Origin of the sequence: Actinopolymorpha alba DSM 45243 (assembly GCF_000373925.1) — a bacterium.
Classification (GTDB): Bacteria; Actinomycetota; Actinomycetes; order Propionibacteriales; family Actinopolymorphaceae; genus Actinopolymorpha; species Actinopolymorpha alba.
In genome coordinates this window covers 65272-83486 of record NZ_KB892751.1, presented here as the reverse complement: position 1 = coordinate 83486, position 18215 = coordinate 65272, and the positions used below count along the sequence as shown (strand labels likewise).

17 protein-coding genes are annotated in these 18215 nt (G+C 68.0%); 5 read left to right on the top strand and 12 right to left on the bottom strand.

Features of this window, described 5'->3' with window-relative positions:
• Nucleotides 1–15: 15 nt before the first annotated feature.
• Nucleotides 16–1866, bottom strand: a complete 1851-nt coding sequence (locus tag B141_RS0115390) for an ABC transporter substrate-binding protein (protein ID WP_157181034.1) — start codon at nucleotides 1864–1866, stop codon at nucleotides 16–18.
• Between the two features lie 255 nt (nucleotides 1867–2121).
• On the bottom strand, nucleotides 2122–3540 hold the full coding sequence (locus tag B141_RS0115385) for an FAD-binding oxidoreductase (protein ID WP_020576069.1): 1419 nt from the start codon (nucleotides 3538–3540) through the stop codon (nucleotides 2122–2124).
• A 303-nt stretch (nucleotides 3541–3843) separates the two neighbouring features.
• On the opposite strand from B141_RS0115385, the gene B141_RS0115380 reads away from it, so the two are divergent.
• The gene (locus B141_RS0115380; RefSeq protein ID WP_020576068.1) at nucleotides 3844–4326 is read left to right on the top strand and encodes a hypothetical protein; all 483 of its coding nucleotides are present in this window, start codon (nucleotides 3844–3846) and stop codon (nucleotides 4324–4326) included.
• 14 nt (nucleotides 4327–4340) lie between these two features.
• Here the strand turns inward: B141_RS0115380 and B141_RS0115375 are convergent, their stop codons facing one another.
• The 3 genes from B141_RS0115375 to hppD form a co-directional block, all read right to left on the bottom strand.
• A complete protein-coding gene (locus B141_RS0115375) occupies nucleotides 4341–5303 on the bottom strand; it encodes a quinone oxidoreductase family protein (protein ID WP_026257251.1) in 963 nt (320 codons plus the stop codon).
• A 235-nt stretch (nucleotides 5304–5538) separates the two neighbouring features.
• A complete protein-coding gene (locus B141_RS45665) occupies nucleotides 5539–6036 on the bottom strand; it encodes a CHRD domain-containing protein (protein WP_020576066.1) in 498 nt (165 codons plus the stop codon).
• 774 nt (nucleotides 6037–6810) lie between these two features.
• Nucleotides 6811–8028 carry a 4-hydroxyphenylpyruvate dioxygenase gene (hppD, locus tag B141_RS0115360; protein WP_026257250.1) on the bottom strand — a complete coding sequence of 406 codons (1218 nt, stop codon included), beginning with the start codon at nucleotides 8026–8028 and terminating at the stop codon, nucleotides 6811–6813.
• Nucleotides 8029–8201: 173 nt separating this feature from the next.
• On the opposite strand from hppD, the gene B141_RS0115355 reads away from it, so the two are divergent.
• The gene (locus B141_RS0115355) at nucleotides 8202–8699 is read left to right on the top strand and encodes an Lrp/AsnC family transcriptional regulator (RefSeq protein ID WP_020576064.1); all 498 of its coding nucleotides are present in this window, start codon (nucleotides 8202–8204) and stop codon (nucleotides 8697–8699) included.
• A 36-nt stretch (nucleotides 8700–8735) separates the two neighbouring features.
• Here B141_RS0115355 and B141_RS0115350 read toward each other — a convergent pair whose 3' ends face one another.
• Nucleotides 8736–10514, bottom strand: coding sequence for a DEAD/DEAH box helicase (locus B141_RS0115350; RefSeq protein WP_020576063.1), 1779 nt, complete (start codon nucleotides 10512–10514; stop codon nucleotides 8736–8738).
• A gap of 312 nt (nucleotides 10515–10826) precedes the next feature.
• Here B141_RS0115350 and B141_RS0115345 point away from each other — a divergent pair, with 312 nt between their 5' ends.
• Together B141_RS0115345 and B141_RS0115340 are read left to right on the top strand one after the other, a co-directional pair.
• Nucleotides 10827–11150: a hypothetical protein gene (locus B141_RS0115345; RefSeq protein ID WP_020576062.1), complete on the top strand. Its 324-nt coding sequence runs from the start codon at nucleotides 10827–10829 to the stop codon at nucleotides 11148–11150.
• 153 nt (nucleotides 11151–11303) lie between these two features.
• The gene (locus tag B141_RS0115340; RefSeq protein WP_020576061.1) at nucleotides 11304–11516 is read left to right on the top strand and encodes a hypothetical protein; all 213 of its coding nucleotides are present in this window, start codon (nucleotides 11304–11306) and stop codon (nucleotides 11514–11516) included.
• An 11-nt stretch (nucleotides 11517–11527) separates the two neighbouring features.
• Here the strand turns inward: B141_RS0115340 and B141_RS0115335 are convergent, their stop codons facing one another.
• The 6 genes from B141_RS0115335 to B141_RS0115310 form a co-directional block, all read right to left on the bottom strand.
• A complete protein-coding gene (locus B141_RS0115335) occupies nucleotides 11528–11812 on the bottom strand; it encodes a DUF3039 domain-containing protein (protein WP_020576060.1) in 285 nt (94 codons plus the stop codon).
• Between the two features lie 75 nt (nucleotides 11813–11887).
• The gene (locus B141_RS0115330) at nucleotides 11888–12451 is read right to left on the bottom strand and encodes a YqgE/AlgH family protein (RefSeq protein ID WP_020576059.1); all 564 of its coding nucleotides are present in this window, start codon (nucleotides 12449–12451) and stop codon (nucleotides 11888–11890) included.
• Between the two features lie 4 nt (nucleotides 12452–12455).
• Entirely contained in the window at nucleotides 12456–12842 is a 387-nt protein-coding gene (locus B141_RS40820) for a VanZ family protein (protein WP_020576058.1), read from the bottom strand.
• Between the two features lie 40 nt (nucleotides 12843–12882).
• Entirely contained in the window at nucleotides 12883–14277 is a 1395-nt protein-coding gene (locus B141_RS0115320) for an NAD-dependent malic enzyme (RefSeq protein ID WP_020576057.1), read from the bottom strand.
• Nucleotides 14278–14428: 151 nt separating this feature from the next.
• Entirely contained in the window at nucleotides 14429–15226 is a 798-nt protein-coding gene (locus tag B141_RS45660) for an ABC transporter permease (protein WP_020576056.1), read from the bottom strand.
• On the bottom strand, nucleotides 15223–16368 hold the full coding sequence (locus B141_RS0115310) for an ATP-binding cassette domain-containing protein (RefSeq protein ID WP_020576055.1): 1146 nt from the start codon (nucleotides 16366–16368) through the stop codon (nucleotides 15223–15225). The genes B141_RS45660 and B141_RS0115310 overlap by 4 nt, the downstream gene beginning before the upstream one ends.
• Before the next feature lie 407 nt (nucleotides 16369–16775).
• On the opposite strand from B141_RS0115310, the gene srmL reads away from it, so the two are divergent.
• Nucleotides 16776–17954 (top strand): PheS-related mystery ligase SrmL, encoded by a 1179-nt coding sequence (gene srmL, locus B141_RS0115300; protein WP_020576053.1) that lies wholly within the window; start codon nucleotides 16776–16778, stop codon nucleotides 17952–17954.
• Nucleotides 17955–18215: the final 261 nt, after the last annotated feature.

The following is an 18215-nucleotide window of genomic DNA, read 5'->3' as shown; positions in this document are numbered from 1 at the left end:
ATGCCGCCTCAGCTCTCATGCCTCGGAGATCCGCTTGATCTTGTAGAGCCAGGTGATGCCGGCGCCGGAGAACATCGGCGGCGCGTAGGGGTTCTTCTCGCTGGGGAAGTTCTTCCAGTTGGTTTCGTTGAACTCGAAGAACTCCAGCGGACGGTACATCAGCGGGATCATCGGAGCGTTCTTCATGAAGATCGTGTCGAGCTGGTTGTAGATCTCCTGGAGCTCGGAGTCCTTGGCCGCCGCGGCCTGGTCGAGAAGCTTGGCGACACTCGGATCCTTGAACCTGCCGTAGTTCCAGAACGCGGGCTTGCCGGGCTTGGCGACACCACGGTCGTCGAGCACGTCGCGGAAGCGCTGCCACGGCGTCGCGACGTTCGTCGACGCGACTCCCCAGCACGCGAGGTCGAAGTCGCCGGCCTGCACCGAACTCGTGACGTTCGGGGCCTGCGGGAACTTCGTACGAATCTCGATGCCGACCTCTTTGGCATTGGCCGCCACGATCCGGAGCGCGTTCTGCCAGTCGCTCCAGCCGGTGGGGGTCTGCGCGGTGTAGGGCCCGAGCCGAGTGCCGTCGGAAAGGACGTAAATACCGTCCGAACCCTTCTTGGCGCCGAGCTCCTCCTCGAGGATCTTCGTAGCCTGCGCGGGGTCGTACTTCCAGCCGTTGGCGGCGACGTTCTCCTTGTTGAAGAACTTCTGCTCGGCGCCGGTCGGCAGGATGACGCTGGAGTTCGCCGGCTGCGAATACCGCGACATCGCCTTGTCGGCGATATCCGCGTAGTTGATGGCGAACCCGAGAGCACGCCGGACCTTGGGGTTGTCCAGGCCCTTCTTGGTGGTGTTGATGACCAGCATCGGCATGCCGCCGGGTACGTGGTACGGCGCCTTCTTGTACCACGTCGAAACAGCGAGTTTCTTTACCTCCCACATCTTCCAGATCTGGGGAGTGAACTGCTGCATGACATCGACGCCACCGCGCTCGAACCGCAGGTCGCCGTCCTGGTTGCCCTTGAAGATCGGATGGACGATGGTCTTGGGCTTTGCCAGACCGCCAGTGATCTCCTTGCCCCAGTAGTCATCGTGCCGGGTGAGGGCGAGCTGCTGCTGGTTGTAGGACCCGACGGTGTAGGGGCCCGAGCCCACGGGGTTGATGTTTTCGTGCTGCCCCATGGGTTTGCCCTGCTTCTCCAGCGGCTCCCAGATGTGCTTGGGCAGGATGAATGTCGAAGCCAGGCTGTTCTTGACCAGGGCGGGGTTGTATGGCTCGCGCCCGAGCGTCACCTTCACCGTGGCGTCGTCGGTCTTCTCGATTTTTTCGACGTAATCCCAGAAGGTCGCGTACGAAAGCTCGCTGTGCCGCTCGGCGAGTTCGAAGGTGAAGACAACGTCGTCGGCGGTCAGCGGTTTGCCGTCCTGCCACGTGGCACCCTCCTGCAGCGGCACCACCAACGAGCTGTCGTCCGGCTCCTGAATCTCCTTGCCCAGACCGGGTTGGAGACTTCCGTCGAGCAGGTTGAAGCGTACGAGCGTTTCGTAGACGAGTTGCATGCTGCCCTGGCCGCATGGCCAGGCGGCGCTTTGTCCCAACGGATTGAAGTGGTTGGGTGGCCCCCACTGAAATCCCGCGATAAAGAGCGTCTCACCCTCTTTACCGGTTCGACCGCGGGTTTTACCTCCCTCTCCACTGGGGCCCTGACCACAAGCGGTCAGGGTACTTCCCCCGATTCCCGCCGCCGCACTCAACAATGCGGCATTGAGCAGGAACTTCCGGCGCGACTGTCGCGCGCCACCGAAACCGGACATCGCTGCGCTTCCCTCCTCGCGGGCGAGGCTGTACAACGCTCCGAACGCCGCAGACGCGGTCATCGGGGCGACGGTTGCCCAGCAGGTTACGGGGTCCCTCATTCGGAAACCAGAAGGAAGCGGCATTGAAATTCTTTTGTTGTGTTCGGCCGACGGAGGCAACTCTCGTAGTCCGATTGCACTGCGCACAGGCAGCGATCAGCACCATGCCCTGAGTAAAGGAATGGCCGCGTTCGGTCAGCTCCGCGTTCAATTCTTGAATGCGATAACTGCCGCTGGCCTTTTACGAATACCGCTCGCGACCGACTTCGAACGAAGTCACGGACGGGGTGGGGCGTCGGCGATTTCGGTGGCCAGAACCTTGCCGGGATTCAGGATCCCCTGCGGGTCGAAGAGCCGCTTGAGCTCGTGGTGGACGCGGAGCGAGACCGGTCCGAGTTCGCGAGCCAGCCACTCCCGCTTGAGCAGTCCGACGCCATGCTCACCCGTCACGGTGCCGCCCATCTCCAGGCCGATCCGCATGATCTCGTCAAAGGCATGCTGGGCCCGGCGTACCTGATCGGCGTCATCGGCATCGAACATGACGTTCGGGTGCAGGTTGCCGTCTCCCGCGTGGCCCACCACCGCGACGGTGAGGCCGACGTCGGCGGCGACCTTCTCCACCCGTTGGACGAAGTCGGCGAGCAGGGACAGCGGGACGCACACGTCGTCGGTGAGGCGGGAGCCCAGCGCCTCGAGCGCGAAGTGGGAGTCCCGGCGCGCGGCCAGCAGGAGATCGCCTTCGGCCGCGTTCTCGGCCTCCACCACGTCGAACCCGCCGGCTCCGGAGAACACCGCGGCAATGGCGGCGATGTCCGCACCCGCCTGGTCAGAATGCGCGTCAGACTGGGCGATGAGCATCGCGGCGGCGTGCTCGGGCAGGCCCATGTTGCGGTAGGCGTTCGCCGCCCGCAGCGACCGCTGGTCCATGAACTCCAGCAGACTCGGCACCAGGCCGCTGGCCACCACGCGCGCCACGGCGTCACCGGCGGCGGCGAGGGTCGGAAAGAGCGCCGCGACCGTGCGCGGCTCCTGACTGGCGGGCCGCAGGGCGAGGGTCGCCTGCGTGATCACCCCGAGCGTCCCTTCCGAACCGACGAACAACCGGGTGAGGTCGTACCCCGCGACCCCCTTCGCGGTCCGGCGTCCGGTCCGCAGCACCTCACCGTCAGCGAGCACGACCTCGAGACCGCGGACGAAGTCGGTGGTGACGCCGTACTTCACGCAGCACAGGCCACCGGCGTTCGTCGCGAGGTTGCCGCCGATCGTCGAGATCTCCCAACTCGACGGGTCGGGTGGATAGAACAGCCCGACCTCGGCGACCGCCCGGGAGAGAACGGCGTTGACCACACCGGGCTCGACCACGGCGATCCGGTTGGCCGGGTCGATCTCGATGATGCGGTCCATCTTCTCCAGCGAAAGCACGACGCATCCGTCGACGGCGTTCGCGCCACCGGACAGGCCGGTCCGCCCACCCTGGGGCACCACCGGAACTCCGAGTCGCGACGCGACCCGCAGTGCGTGCTGGACGTGCGCGGTCTCTCTGGCCAGCACCCCGACAGCCGGCGTACCGGCGGGGCAGAAGGTGGCCATGTCCTGGCGGTACGACGCCAGCCGGTCGGGGTCGGTGACGACCGCCTCGTCGGGCAGGCCGGCACGGAGTTCCGCGATCAGAACATCAGAAGAGTCCGCCGTCATGGGACCTACCGTAGAGGGCCGTCGCCGACGGGATCTCGACGGCAGGAACTGATTGCCCAGGCTTGCGGATACTCCGGACGCGCCGCCGTCGGCGGACTTCGTTGACCGTGACCGGGCCCTTGAGCATGCGGATCACATGGCGACGCCCTGGTTGGGTGTGAAGTTTGCCTGCAATAGGGTCCTGAATGCTGAGGGCGACAGAATCAACCCAATCGGACAAAGGCGGGGCATGGACGAGTTGCTGGTTGAATTCTGTCGAAGCGGCACACTGGGGCCAGTGGTCTTGGGCATGTCTCCGACGACGTGGTCGAACGGATCGGGAAGCCCAGCAGGATCAAGAACGCGCAAGGCGACGATTGCTTCCAGCGGTACGGCTATTCTGCAGTCGAACTCACGATGAGATGTTTCGCCAGGGACCCCGGGATCCGGCGTGGGGCCGGGCGTGACCTGGCACTGGCCTCCATCAGGATCAGACTCGGCGGCAAACCGCTGGTCCTCCCTGACGCCATCGCCCGCAGGCCCATCGCCGCCCCGCTGCTGCAGCTTGTGGACGCACATCGCCTCCTCAATGACTGCGGCGTTGAGATGATCCGCGACCACCACCTGGTGCTGAAGCGGACCCTCGATGAAGCAAGCGTCCGGATGGTCAGTGCTGATGACGGGTTCGTACTCGAGATGTCCGCCGGGTGGCGGCCCCGGCCCGGCGGCCGGTTCTACTCCGAGGAGAACGAAACGGGCGTCTGGGTGACCGGTAACCCAGACCGACGCAACACCAGCGGATCTTGAACGAGCGCGGGAGCTCAGGGCAGGAGCAGAAGCTTGCCGGTGGTACGGCGTCCCTGCAGATCCTCGTGCGCCCGCGCGGCGTCGGCGAGCGGATAGCGTCCACCGAGGTGGACCTTCACGCGGCCGTCGCGGATCCACCCGAACAACTCCTCGGCGCGGCCCAACAACTCCGCCCGGTCGCGGGTGTAGTGAGCAAGGCTCGGCCGGGTGATGAACAACCCGCCCTTGGCGTTCAGCACCTGGAGGTCGAACGGCGGCACCGGCCCGCTGGACGCCCCGAAGAGCACCATCATCCCGCGGATGCGCAGCGCGTCGAGGCTCGCGTCGAACGTCGTCCGCCCCACCCCGTCATAGACCACCGGAAACCCCTCGCCGCCGGTAAGGTCGCGGGCGCGTTGGGCGAAGTCGTCGTACGACGCGATCTCGTCGGCGCCGGTCTCGCGGGCGAGCTTTGCCTTGTCGGGAGTCGACACGGTGCCGAGGACGTGACCGCCGCGCAGCTTGGCGATCTGGGTGAGCAGCAGCCCCACTCCCCCGGCCGCGGCGTGGACCAGCGCCCAGTCACCGGGCTGGATGGCGTACGTCGAGGTGGCGAGATAATGCGCGGTCATGCCCTGGAGAAGGGCCGCCGCGGCATCTTCCGCCGTCACGCCGTCCGGTAGCGGGACGAGCCGATCGGCCGGCACCACGGCCTGTTCGGCGTACGAACCCAGCACACCGGTCCAGGCCACCCGGTCCCCGACGGCCACCTCGCTGACACCCTCGCCCACCGCGCGGACGGTCCCCGCACCTTCGCTGCCCGGGATGAACGGCAGGGGGACGGGATAGAGCCCGCTGCGGTGGTAGGTGTCGATGTAGTTGACGCCGGCCGCGGCCACCTCGACCAGGGCCTGGCCGGGAGCGGGTTCGGGCGGGGCCACCTCCCTGAACTCCAGCACCTCCGGGCCACCCGGCTCTCGAACCTGGATTGCACGCACGCGATCACCCCTGGCCTACCGGATTGGAGTCGGCTTGGTACGAAAGGCTCCTCCCGCGAACCCTCGTTGCCAGCTTTTCATCCGTGCCCGTACGCCTGGGTGGGGGGCACCCGGGTACGGCTCTATTGGCCAAGGGTGCCCCCGACCCAACTCGCCGCGCCGAGCGCGTGCTCGGCTGCGGAACGGCCGGCTCCACTCAGAACAGCTGACGGCGTTGTGACGCGGCGCGGCTGACTCAGAACAGTTGCCCGCGGACCGCCCCCGCCGGGAAGCTCGCGGTGTGGACGTTGACGTAGAAGTCGGCGGGCTTCGCGAGAATCGCCGCCAACTCGCTCCTCGTCAGCGTCATCTGAGAGTTCTGATCGTCCGGCACCGCGGTGATGCAGTCGGCCGACCAGCCACCGACTGGCGACTTCAGCCCGACCACGATGCCGCCGGCGACTCCGAACGGCGCACCGTGGATGTGGGCGGCCATCGGTGTCTCGATCTTGCGAGCACTGAGTGCGTAGCAGAGAGTGTCGCCCTTCACCTTCGCGACAAAGACTCCCCTCCCGTCCTCGTCGCCGGGCCCAGGCACCTCCTGCCCGCCGGTGAGTACGGCGACCAACACCTGCGGCTTCTTCCAGGCGTTCGCGGCCGCCGTTTCACTGGCGTTCGCCGGCGCCGTTACGGCTGTGAGGACGCCTGCCATCGTTGCGAGAAAGACGGTCAACCGGATACACCACGCGCGCATCCTGCCCTCCCTTTGTGCGAACAAGAGGTCACGCCGGGAGCGGCGTGACCGCCCGGCCCAGTCCGGGCCGGTTACGGGAGGAGCACGTGCCCAGCGGCAGGCAGGTTCATACCTGCCCAGAACCGGCCACACCCACTGCGGAGAGTGCTGGATTCGCAGGCCGTTGAGCAACTTGACCGAGGCGCAGGGCCAGGATGTCGCCGACCGAGGTCGCCGAGGTGGTGCGGTCCGGCTCCGGGATGCTGACGATGATTGAGGTGGTGGGTTCACCAGGCATAGGAGCCTGATGAACCCACCGGCAGCCTCATGATGGCCAGGCCATCTCAGGATCGTGAAGACTTTGGGGTGCTATAACCCCCTCAAGTTTTCACGGTCTTACTGAGATGCAGCAGATGTGAGGCCAGTTCGGGTTCTCGTTGCGGCGAGTCGTCACCAAGCAAGGCGAATTGAGCGTGCTTCGTGGGGGCATGCCGCGTGAGGTGGCGGCTGTCTCGAATGGCGTACACCCGGGTGTATCGGATAATGAGAAACCAGGGTTCTGTCTCACATTGCGTACACCCTTTGGTAGACCTCACGCGGCAAGTCCCAACGCCACGCGGCAAATTTGCCTTGCCTGGTGGGGACATGCCGCGCCTCGCACCGGAGAAGGTGTACACGACGTGAGACAATGCCCGCCTTGTCTCACATTGCGGCCAAACCTGAAGCTGTCGCGGCGCGAGGTGGGAATCACACAACCCGGCGGCGGACCGACCAAGGAGAGCAGCGCGGGGCGGCTCAGAGATTTCCGCGGCGTTCCTGCTCCCGCTCGATCGCCTCGAAGAGCGCCTTGAAATTACCCTTTCCAAACCCCAGCGAGCCATGGCGTTCGATCAACTCGTAGAACACCGTCGGGCGGTCGCCTATCGGTTTGGTGAAGATCTGCAGGAGATAACCGTCCTCGTCACGGTCGACGAGAATGCCACGCCTTTGGAGTTCCTCGATCGGCACCCGCACCTTACCGATCCGCGCTCGCAGCTCCGGGTCCTCGTAATAGGACGCGGGCGTCGGCAGGAATTCGACGCCGTTCTCCCGGAGGAGATCGACGGCGCCGAGGATGTCGGAGGTGGCGAGAGCTATGTGCTGGCAACCCGGCCCGTTGTAGAACTCAAGGTACTCGTCGATCTGGCTCTTCTTCTTGGCGATGGCGGGCTCGTTGAGCGGGAATTTCACCCGGTGGTTGCCGTTGGCGACGACCTTGCTCATCAACGCCGAATACTCGGTCGCGATGTCGTCACCGACGAACTCCGCCAGGTTCACAAAACCCATGACCCGGTTGTAGAACTCCACCCAGTAGTCCATCCTGCCGAGCTCGACGTTGCCGACGCAGTGGTCGACGGCCTGGAAGATCCGCTTCGGGTGGCCGGCCGGTCGGGTGACGGTCGCCGCCCGCTCGGCGAACCCCGGCAGGTAGGGGCCGTGATACCGCGACCGGTCGACGAGGGTGTGCCGGGTGTCGCCGTACGCCGCGATCGCCGCGCGGCGTACCGTCCCGTGCTCGTCGGTTTCGTCGTACGGCTCCTCGAGGATCGTCGCGCCCTGCGCGCGGGCGTGTGCGACGCACCGGTCGACGTCCGGCACCTCCAGCGCGAGGTCCACCACACCGTCGCCGTGGCGGCGGTGATGATCGAGGATCGGACTGTCGGGAGACGCACCGCCTTCGAGCACGAACCTCGCCGAGCCCGACCGCAGGACGTACGACCGCCGATCGCGCACCCCGGTCTCCGGGCCCGCGTAGGCCACCAGGTCCATGCCGAAGGCGAGCTGGTAGTACGCGGCGGCCTGGGTGGCGTTGCCGACCCAGAAGACGATGGCGTCCATACCCGTGACGGGGAACGGGTCACGCGAGACGTCGTAGTCGACCAGTCCGACGAGTTGGCGGAGCTGGTCCAGACGGAGGTCGGCGGTCCGCTCGTCCTCGGTCAGGTGGGCTCGCATGGGATCCGTGACAGACATCTCGGCGACCTCCTGGTCCTCCCCAGACCTTCCGTTGCCTCGAGCCTGGTCGATGTCATACAGGATGCGCAACTGATACCGATTGGCTTGGACAAGATGCCTAGCAATCGGGCTGTCCTGCTCGCCATACTGCCCAGACAGCACAGAGCCCACACCCGGTGGAGGGGAATGCCATGGCGTCGCCCGTCGACCCACTCGACGCCCGTATCGTCGACGTCTTCACTCGCGAGCCACGGGTCGGCGTGCTCGAGGCTTCGCGTCGGCTCGGTGTCGCCCGCGGCACCGTGCAGGCCAGGCTCGATCGGATGGTCCGCACGGGAGTCATCCGGGGGTTCGGGCCCGAGCTGGACCCCGCCGCACTCGGCTATGACGTCTCGGCGTTCGCAACGTTGGAGCTACGGCAGGGCGTGGGGCACAAATCGGTGGCCGACCACCTCGCGCGGATCCCGGAGGTGCACGAGGCCTACACGATCACCGGACCAGCCGACATGATGGTGCGCCTGGTCGCGCGCTCTAACGCCGACCTGCAACGCGTGATCGACGACGTGCTCGCGTTCGAAGGCATCGTCCGCACCTCCACCGTGATCGCGCTGGCCACTCAGGTCGCTCCCCGGGTCCTTCCGCTGCTCGCCAAGGTCGCGAACGACGCCGCGGGCGGGGTCACACTGTGAAGGCCGCGCCATGAACGCCGGGCCCCGGCGGCCACGCTAGGAACGCCGGGCCACCGCCCACGAGCGGATCATGTCGATGCGCGCCTGCAACTGCTCGGCCGACGCGGCAACCGCGGGCGGCCCACCGCATGCCCGGCGCAGCTCCGCGTGGATGACGCCGTGCGGCTGCCCGGTACGGTGGTGCCAGGCGGCGACGAGGCCGTTGAGCTCGCGCCGGAGCACGCCGAGCCGTTCGTACGCCGTCTCGTTCACGTCCGCCGCCGGTGGCGCCGCCTCCCGCGCGGGCTCGGCGGAGATCCGGGCGGACCGCGGCGCCTCGCTGCCGTTGGTGTCGCGGCGCCGGCGAAGTAGTTCGGTCACCTGGTCTGGCTCCAGCAGGCCGGGAATCCCGAGGAACTCCGTCTCGTCTTCGCCAAGCTCCCCGCCAAACTCGTTGCCGTCGTAGACCAGCCGGTCGAACGCCGCGTCAGACTCCAGCGCCTTGAACTTCTTCTCCTCCAGCAGGTCGGCGGAGGAGTCGCTGCGGTTGGCTTCGGCGAGGAGCTGGTCTTCGGCCGCGAAGATGTCCTCGTCGTCGCGCACCGGCCGCCCGAGGGCGTGGTCGCGTACGACCTCCATCTCGGCGGCATGCCGGAGCAGCACGGGCACGGTCGGCAGGAACAGCGAGGCCGTCTCACCGCGGCGCCGGGCCCGCACGAAACGTCCGACCGCCTGGGCGAAGAACAACGGCGTCTGGGTGGCCGTCGCGTAGACACCGACGGACAGCCTGGGCACGTCGACGCCCTCACTCACCATCCGGACGGCGACCATCCAGCGACTGTCAGATTCGGCGAACTCCCCGATCCGCTTGCTGGCGGTGGCTTCGTCGGACAGAACGACGGTGGGACCTTCCCCGGTGATCTGCCGGATGATCTTGGCGTACGCCCGGGCCGTGTCCTGGTCGGTGGCGATCACTAGGCCGCCGGCGTCGGGCACGTGCCGGCGTACCTCGGTCAGGCGGGTGTCGGCCGCCCGCAGCACCTTCTGGATCCAGTCGCCGGCCGGGTCGAGGGCGGTCCGCCAGGCCTGTGCCGCCATGTCCTTGGTGAGCGGGGTGCCGAGCCGCGCCGCCACCTCGTCGCCGGCGCTGGTGCGCCACCGCACGCCGCCGGAGTAGGCCATGAAGAGCACCGGCCGGACCACCCCGTCGGCCAGCGCCCGGCCGTAGCCGTAGCTGTAGTCGGAGAGGCTGCGCGGGACGCCGTCGTCATCGGGCGCGTACGTCACGAACGGGATCGGGTTGGCGTCACTGCGAAACGGGGTGCCGGTCAGGGAGAGTCGACGCGTCGCCGGCTCGAACGCCTCCCGCACCGCGTCGCCCCAGGTGAGCGCGTCGGCAGCATGGTGGATCTCGTCGAGGATCACCATCGTCTTGAACCGCTCGCACCGGACCCGCAGCGCGAGGGTGGCGGCGGCCACACCGGCGTAGGTCACCACCACGCCGTCGTAGTCACGGCTCGTGCGTCCCTTACGTCCGGAGAACGCCGGATCGAGCGCGATCCCGCCCCGGTCCGCGGCGTCGGCCCACTGTCGCTTGAGGTGCTCCGTGGGCGTCACGACGATCACGCGCTCGACGACCCTGCGGGCCAGGAGGTCGGCCGCGATCGTGAGGGCGAACGTCGTCTTGCCCGCTCCGGGCGTCGCGACCGCGAGGAAGTCGCGGGGGCTGGTGGACGTATAGCTCTCGAGGGCTTCCTGCTGCCAGGCACGCAGGATGCCCCACGCACTCGCAGCTCGGCGTTGACGGAGCTCACTCGTCGACGCAGGCGTACTCACACACGTCCTTCCGGTCAACTGGTCTGGGCAGGACTCGAGATCATCAACGGCGATCACTGGCGGGCCGGACGCGAGCCTAACCCGAACCCCTGACAAAGGGATCCATCACCACGCGGTCGGTACAGAGTCGGCACACAGTCAGTACGCGATTGCCCAACAGTCGGTAGGCAGTCGGCCTGTGGCCGGGCCGTCCCACCAACCTTGGCCAGGCTTGACCATTCCGTAACCGTCGGGCAACACAGAGTGGGGAATATCGAGCTTGGACCGACCGGGCAGCACGCTGCGGCCGGGGGGGACTCATGAGGAGTAGCGATGGTCGACGATGCCGCATCGACGCCTGGATCCACGCCGTCAACGCCCGCGCCGTACGGCCTGATGGAGACCGCCAGGCGAGTTCTCGGGCAGGTGGCGGCCCGGGTACCCGGCTTCGATGGCGGTGCCGCGCAGCGCAATGCCTGGGAGGCCGTGTGCGCTGACCTCCAGCGGCGGCAGCAGTGGAACGACGTGGTTGACCTCGCGGTGAACGTGACCAGGCGCCCGACCCGGCGTCGCGCGAGCACCGCCCGCCGTGCTCCGGTCGCGAGCCAGGTCAAGTCTGAGGCGCGTACGCGGGCACAATCACCCGGTCAACCCTGAATGGGCCTTGTTGTCGAGCAGGATTGACCAGCGCGCAACGAGCCGGCAACACGGCGCGGGAACCATCGCCAGGAGAGGCACCCGTCGGTAGGTGCTGCCGGTGATACCGGCGGCGTGCTTCACCCTCGACGGAGGTTCCCATGAGGAGTCGCCATGGCCCGCTCTGCCGTGTATGGACCGGTGAAGGACTTCCGGTCACCGCTCCCGTCGTCCCCGCACCGTACCCTGGCCGACACCGCGCGCACGGTGGTCAGACACGTGACCGCACGCGTTCCCGGCTTCGACGTGAATGCCGCCCGTCGCAACGCCTGGGAAGCTGTCTGCGCCGATCAGGAACGCCGCCGCCAGTGGGAGGAGGCGGCGTAGGGCCGAAGGGCTCAGGCGTCGCCGCCGCCGTCCCCGTCACCGCCGCCGCCACCCTTGGGGAGGCCGTCCCAGATCTCCTTGCACTCGGGGCAGACGGGGTATTTTTCCGGGTCTCGACTGGGCACCCAGACCTTGCCGCAGAGCGCGATCACCGGGGTGCCGGTGACCATCGCCTCGACAAGCTTCTCCTTGGGTACGTAGTGGGAGAACCGCTCGTGGTCACCGTCATCACCGTGTGACGGAACCGTGCGGGTTTCCTCGATCGTCTCGGCACCGGGACTCAGCTGGGTACTCACGCCGCAAAGTCTAGTGTCAGGCCCGCTTGGCCCGTCGCTCCAAGCCCCGGCCCCGCTCGCCTGACCAACTGCCGGTTAGTTCATCAGGGGGTCGTCCGGGAAGGTCGCGACCAGGGCGAGCTCGTCCCGCTGGCGCCGGAGAACCCGCCGCCAGAGTCCGGGCGGGTCAAGGGTGAAGACGTCGCCTGGCTCGGATTCCACGACGTACCATCCGCCGTCTTTGACCTCGGCCTCGAGCTGGCCCGGTGACCAGCCGGAGTATCCCGCGAAGACCCGCATGCCCCGCACTCCCCCGGCCAGTAGCTCCGGCGGCGCGTCGAGGTCGACCAGGCCGAGCCGGCCGTAGAGCCGGCGCCATCCGAGCGGCTCGGCATCGACCTCCGCGGGCACCTCCGCGAGCGCGAGCGCGGAGTCAGTCGCCACCGGACCGCCCTGGAACAGCACGTCGGGCTCGCACACGAGGTCGTTCCACGGCGCGAGCACGGACGTCACGGGGAGTTCGGTCGGACGGTTGACCACCACCCCGAGCGCCCCGTCGCCGTCGTGGTCGAGGATGAGTACGACGGTCCGGGTGAAGTTGGGATCGCGGAGGGCAGGAGTCGCTACGAGCAACTGCCCGGTGTAGGAAACCCGGCTCATATCCTCATGATCCCGCGTCCAGCGACTTGTCACGAGGTTCTGGGCCGGTTGGCCGCCATCGGGTTGTGAGGGTGGCGGCGCCAAGGCCCAGCGCGATACCCACGAGGTCGGCCACGAGATCACCAACCTCCCCGGAGCGTTGCGGCAGGAGCGCGCCCTGGATGATCTCGCTGGTCACCGCGTGGACCACCAGGACGCCGCCCAACAGCCATCCGTTCAGGCGTACCTGACGACCGGTCCACGCGACGGCGCCGAAGATCATCAGGTGCGCCAGCTTGTCGGCGTGCGGTAGTACGAACATCGCCGGACCGGGTTGGGTGGGCGCATAGAGGCCGAAGAGGTTGAGCCCGCAGGCGAGGACGAACGCCGCCCACCAAGCCACCCGGGCCATCACAGGATCCCTCGCGCCAGCAGGGGTCGCGCCCGCGCGCTCAGCTCGCCGTCGCGGCGACCGCGTCGCGCACGGCGGCGGCGACCGCGTTGTGGACGTCTGGGTGGAACACGCTCGGGATGATGTAGTTGGCGTTGAGTTCGTCCTCGGTCACAACATTGGCGATCGCCTGCGCGGCCGCGACCAGCATCCCCTCGTCGACGTGGTGGCTGTGCGCGTCGAGGAGGCCGCGGAAGACGCCGGGGAAGGCGAGGACGTTGTTGATCTGGTTGGGGAAGTCGCTCCGGCCGGTGGCGACCACGGTCGCGTGTTCGCGGGCCTCGGCGGGATCGACCTCGGGCTCGGGATTGGCCAGGGCGAAGACAATCGCGCCGGGGCTCATGGTCGCGATGTCGGCGCCGGTGAGGATGCTGGGTGCCGAGACCCCGATGAAGACGTCGGCGCCCGCGACCGCACCGTGCAGGTCACCGGCGTACTGCGCATGGTTGGTCCGCTCGGCGATCCACCGCAGCTCCGGCGACAGGCCGTCGCGGCCGGCATGGATCACGCCCTGGACGTCGGCCACCACGACGTCCTTCGCCCCTGCCCGGAACAGCAACCGCAGGATCGCGCTGCCCGCGGCGCCCGCGCCCGACAGGACGATGCGCGTCTGGGCGAGGTCCTTGCCGACGATGCGGAGGGCGTTGGTGAGGGCGGCCAGGACGACGATCGCGGTGCCGTGCTGGTCGTCGTGGAAGACCGGGATGTCGAGCAGATCCCGCAGCCGGCGTTCGACCTCGAAGCAGCGCGGCGCGGAGATGTCCTCGAGGTTGATGCCGGCGAATCCCGGCGCGATGGCGCGGACGACCTCGACGATCGTGTCGACGTCCTGCGTGTCGAGGCAGATCGGCCAGGCATCGATGCCGGCGAACCGCTTGAACAACGCGGCCTTGCCCTCCATCACCGGCAACGCCGCCCGCGGACCGATGTTGCCGAGCCCGAGCACCGCCGAGCCGTCGGTGACGACGGCGACGCTGTTGCGCTTGATCGTGAGCCGGCGGGCGTCGTCGGGGTTGGCGGCGATCGCCTGCGAGACCCGCGCGACACCCGGCGTGTAGATCATCGAAAGGTCGTCGCGGTTGCGGATCGGGTGCTTGGCCTGCATCTCGATCTTGCCGCCGAGGTGCATGAGGAACGTCCGGTCGGACACCTTGTGGATGGTGACCCCGGTGACGCCGCGCAGCACCTCGACGAGCCGGTCGGCGTGGGCGGTGTCGGTGGCCGCGCAGGTGACGTCGATGCGCAGCCGCTCGTGCCCGGACGCGGTGACGTCGAGGGCGGTAACGATGCCGGCCGCGTGCTCGACCGCAGCGGTGAGCTCGCTCACCGCCCGACCGCCCGCGGGCACTTCGAGTCGCACGGTGATGGAGTACGAGACGCTCGGCACCGACGTCACTGTCGCCTCCGAATCAGATCAACGCTGGTCAGATGCGCATCGATCGTCTCACTCTTTGGTCCCGAGAACGACGGGACCCCTGCGTCCAGCCACGATCGGCGTGGATCAAGACGCAGGGGTCCTCGTGAGTTTCCTGATCCGGCGGGGCCCCTCAGGCGTCCCGCTTGTGGAAGAGCGCGGTCGCCGACCCCAGGACGAGCACGACCCATGCGGTGAACGTCAGCCCGCTGGTCAGCCGGCTCGGAACGGCTGGCATGCCGGTCTCCTGGCCACCCGTGATCGCGTCCATGTCGAACGTCTGTGCCATCGCCTTGCCCGCGTTGAACGGCAGGTAGTAGACGTACTCGCGAATGGGCTCCAACGCCGGCAGCATGCTGAGGGCGCTGATCAGGGGTTCGACGACCAGCGGAACGACGAACAGCAGGACCATCGCGGCCGGCAGGTTGCGGAGCAGGCTTCCGAGCCCGAGCCCGAGCAGTCCCCACAGCGCGACGAAGCAGAGGTAACCCACCAGCGCGGGGCGCACGGGGTCTTCGGTCAGCGGAAGCGACTGGCCGGACAGCACCCGCGCGAGCGTCCAGTTCAGAGCGACGCCCACGACGGCCACGACCAACGACCACACGACGACCATCACGACTTTGGCGAGCACCAGCACTCCCCGGCGCGGCACGGCCGCCAGCGTCGGGAGGATCAGGCCGTGGCGGTATTCGTGGCCGAAGGCGAAGACGCCGAAGATTCCCATGAAGAGCGCTGTGAACGGCAGCGGGCTGAAGGACGTGCCGCCGGTCAGGATGACGCCGGCAAGCTCGCCGCTGATCCGGTCGTCCCGGGAGAAGTAGGCCACGAGTCCTGCCACGGCGGCACTCAGGACCAGCGCGAGTCCGGTGAGCCAGTAGGTCGAACGCAGGGTGCGCAGGCGGACCCACTCAAAGCGCAGGGCGTCGATCATCGGTCGCCTCCAGCGGGCGTCGAAGGAGCAGAGCCCTGGTGCGGGCCGGGCGGAAGGTCAGAAGGCTGGCCGCCGTGGAAGTTGGGCGGCGCGGCATAGGTGCCGGGTGGTGCCACACCCGGTCCTGGTGCGTACGGCCCGCCTGGTGGAGTCGCGTAGGGTCCGCCGGCCGGCCCGGCGTATGGCCCGCCGGGTGGGATGCCTGGTCCGCCGGGTGGTGGTGCGGCTCCCCAACCCACCTGCGCGACGTACTCCTGCGCCCCGCCGGTCGCCTCGAGGAACGCCTCCTCGAGCGTGGCCGTGCGGGTCGTGAGCTCGTGAAGGACGACCCCCGCGGAGAACGCCAGCTCCCCCACCTTCGCCTGGTCGGGTCCGGTGACGAGGAGGGCGCCGTCAGGCTGCGGCTGCACCTCGGCCCGCTCCTCCAGCAGGACCCGGGCGAGTTGGTCGGTCTGGGGTGTGCGCACCAGGACGGTCGTGCTCGACACGGAACGACGGAAGTCGTCGACGCTGCCGGCGGCGATGAGCCGGCCCCGCCCGATCACGACAAGCCGGTCGGCCATCAACGCCATCTCCTGCAGGAGGTGGCTCGACACGAACACCGACTTGCCGAGGGACGCGTAGTTCTTGAGGAAGGTGCGGAGCCAGGTGATGCCCTGCGGGTCGAGACCGTTCGCCGGCTCGTCGAGGATCAGGGTGTGCGGGTCGCCGAGGAGCGCGGACGCGAGACCGAGTCGCTGGGCCATCCCGAGGGAGAAAGTCTTGGGCTTCTTGCCGGCGACGTCCGAGAGCCCGACATACCCCAGCACCTCGTCGACCCGCTGGCGCGGGATGCCGTTGGCCGACGCGAGCATCAGCAGGTGGTTGCGCGCCGTGCGCGTCGGGTGGAACGCCTTCGCCTCCAGGACGGCACCCACCTGGCGCATCGGGTGGCGGAGGTCGCGGTAGAGCTTCCCGTCGAACAGTGTCCGGCCCGCGCCATGGTCGAGCTCGAGCATCAGCCGCATCGTCGTCGACTTGCCCGCGCCATTCGGGCCGAGGAAGCCGGTCACGACACCGGGCTCGACCGTGAATGAGAGGTCGTCGACGGCGAGCTTCGAGCCGTATCGTTTACCGAGGTTGGTCGCCTCGATCCGTGCCATGCGCTCCTCCAGTCGCCAGATCCGTGACCTTCCTCACCGTAGGGGACGGCGCGGACAAACCCATGGACCGGCAGGCGGAGTTTCGCCGCGCGTGGGTCCGCCTCAAGGATGAGTCCGGCTCAGGGACGAGGCCGCCCGCCGAGCTGGCCGGATCCGTGAGTCTCCCCTAGGGTGGAACTCGTGGGTTGTCTCAGTCGGCGATTTCGTCGCCCCGGCCGGCACAGCGGTGCCGTCGGGGTGAGTCGTCGACGCCTGGTGGCCTGAGCACGTCTGCTCGAACGCCGTTCCCACCTCTCACCAGCCAGGTCTTGGCGCCGTTCCTCTCCTCGCGAGTTCTCCGCGGCCGGCCGGGGTGTGTAAGCCCCGGTTCTTTCACCCCGCCGTGCAGCTCTTCGAGGAGAATCCCCATGCCCACCGTGCTTTCTGACGACGAGCTCCGCCAGTGCCTCGCCGTCCGTGACCTGAGCGACCCCGCCCAGGGGCCCCATGCCATGCAAGCCGTCCTTGACAACCTCGTCGCCGCCCTGGCGGACGCCTGGAAGTGTCAGACCCGGGTGGTACGCGACCATCCGGCCGTCCACGTGGCGGACAACTACGACCATCTCGGCTACGCATCCGACGCGGTGACGCGGGAGGAGCGTTACACGAGGTACGTCGACGACACCCATGTCCTGCGTAGCCACAGCTCGGCCCTCATACCGGGGGCGCTGCGGACCCTCGCCCGCGACACCAGCGCCGCCGGCGCCGACGGTTCCCCGGGCGACATGGACGGCTTGGGCGACGTGGACGACGTAGTCCTTGCCTGCTCGGGCGTCTGCTACCGGCGCGACAGCGTCGACTGGCAGCACACGGGTACGCCGCAACAGCTGGACCTGTGGCGGATTCGCCGGGGACCTGCCTGTGACGACGCCGATCTGGACGAGATGATCGGGCTGGTCGTCGACGCGGTGCTGCCCGGCAGTCGATGGCGGACGATCCCGAAGGTGCATCCGTACACCCGCAACGGCCGCGAGATCAACGTCTGGTGGCACGAGCAGTGGATCGAGATCGGCGAGTGTGGGTTGGCGGCGCCGACCGTTCTCGCCGGCGCCGGGCTCGCCGTCCCTCCGTGGAGCGGTCTGGCGATGGGACTCGGCCTGGATCGTCTTCTGATGTTGGCGAAGGGCATCCCCGACATCAGGCTGCTCCGGTCGGCAGACCCGCGGGTGGCGGCCCAGATGCTCGACCTGTCGGCGTACCACACCGTGTCGCACATGCCGCCCGTTCGTCGTGACCTTTCCGTCGTCGTCGGCTCGGACGTCGACGTCTCGGTGGAACTCCTGGGCGACCGGGTGCGTGCGGCGTTGGGTGCTGACGCGGATGTCGCGGAGTCGGTGGACCTGATCTCCGAGACGGGGTACGACGACCTGCCGGCGGGCGCGCGGTCCCGGCTCGGCATCGCACCCGGCCAGCGGAACATCCTTGTCAGGCTGGTGTTGCGCGCCCTCGACAGGACACTGACGGACGTCGAAGCCAACCAGTTGCGCGACCGGGTGTACGCGGCGCTGCACGAGGGCGCCGAGTCTGAGTGGGCCGCCCGCATCTGAGTGCACCGCCGCATCTGAGGCCTGATGATGCCCGCGTCCCACAATCGAGGCTCTATGCAAACTCGCATTCCCCAGGCGTCTGCTCGCGATGGCGGGCGCTCTGTGAGAGGGGGCCCGGACCATGGGCTCGCAGATTGAACCTTGAGTAGATGACCACTTTCGAACCGAACCTGGTCATCTACTCAAGGCTCGGTGGAACTCACCCTTGAGCCGTCTACATTTTCGGATGGCTTACCGGACGACTCTCAGCTCGTTCATGAT

Bases quoted from the DNA above. Each gene is read 5' to 3' on its own strand.
- B141_RS0115390 (WP_157181034.1), bottom strand. From the start codon at position 1,866: ATGACCGCGTCTGCGGCGTTCGGAGCGTTGTACAGCCTCGCCCGCGAG.
- B141_RS0115385 (WP_020576069.1), bottom strand. From the start codon at position 3,540: ATGACGGCGGACTCTTCTGATGTTCTGATCGCGGAACTCCGTGCCGGC.
- B141_RS45665 (WP_020576066.1), bottom strand. From the start codon at position 6,036: ATGCGCGCGTGGTGTATCCGGTTGACCGTCTTTCTCGCAACGATGGCA.
- hppD (WP_026257250.1), bottom strand. From the start codon at position 8,028: ATGTCTGTCACGGATCCCATGCGAGCCCACCTGACCGAGGACGAGCGG.
- B141_RS0115355 (WP_020576064.1), top strand. From the start codon at position 8,202: ATGGCGTCGCCCGTCGACCCACTCGACGCCCGTATCGTCGACGTCTTC.
- B141_RS0115345 (WP_020576062.1), top strand. From the start codon at position 10,827: ATGGTCGACGATGCCGCATCGACGCCTGGATCCACGCCGTCAACGCCC.
- B141_RS0115340 (WP_020576061.1), top strand. From the start codon at position 11,304: ATGGCCCGCTCTGCCGTGTATGGACCGGTGAAGGACTTCCGGTCACCG.
- B141_RS0115330 (WP_020576059.1), bottom strand. From the start codon at position 12,451: ATGAGCCGGGTTTCCTACACCGGGCAGTTGCTCGTAGCGACTCCTGCC.
- B141_RS40820 (WP_020576058.1), bottom strand. From the start codon at position 12,842: ATGGCCCGGGTGGCTTGGTGGGCGGCGTTCGTCCTCGCCTGCGGGCTC.
- B141_RS45660 (WP_020576056.1), bottom strand. From the start codon at position 15,226: ATGATCGACGCCCTGCGCTTTGAGTGGGTCCGCCTGCGCACCCTGCGT.
- B141_RS0115310 (WP_020576055.1), bottom strand. From the start codon at position 16,368: ATGGCACGGATCGAGGCGACCAACCTCGGTAAACGATACGGCTCGAAG.
- srmL (WP_020576053.1), top strand. From the start codon at position 16,776: ATGCCCACCGTGCTTTCTGACGACGAGCTCCGCCAGTGCCTCGCCGTC.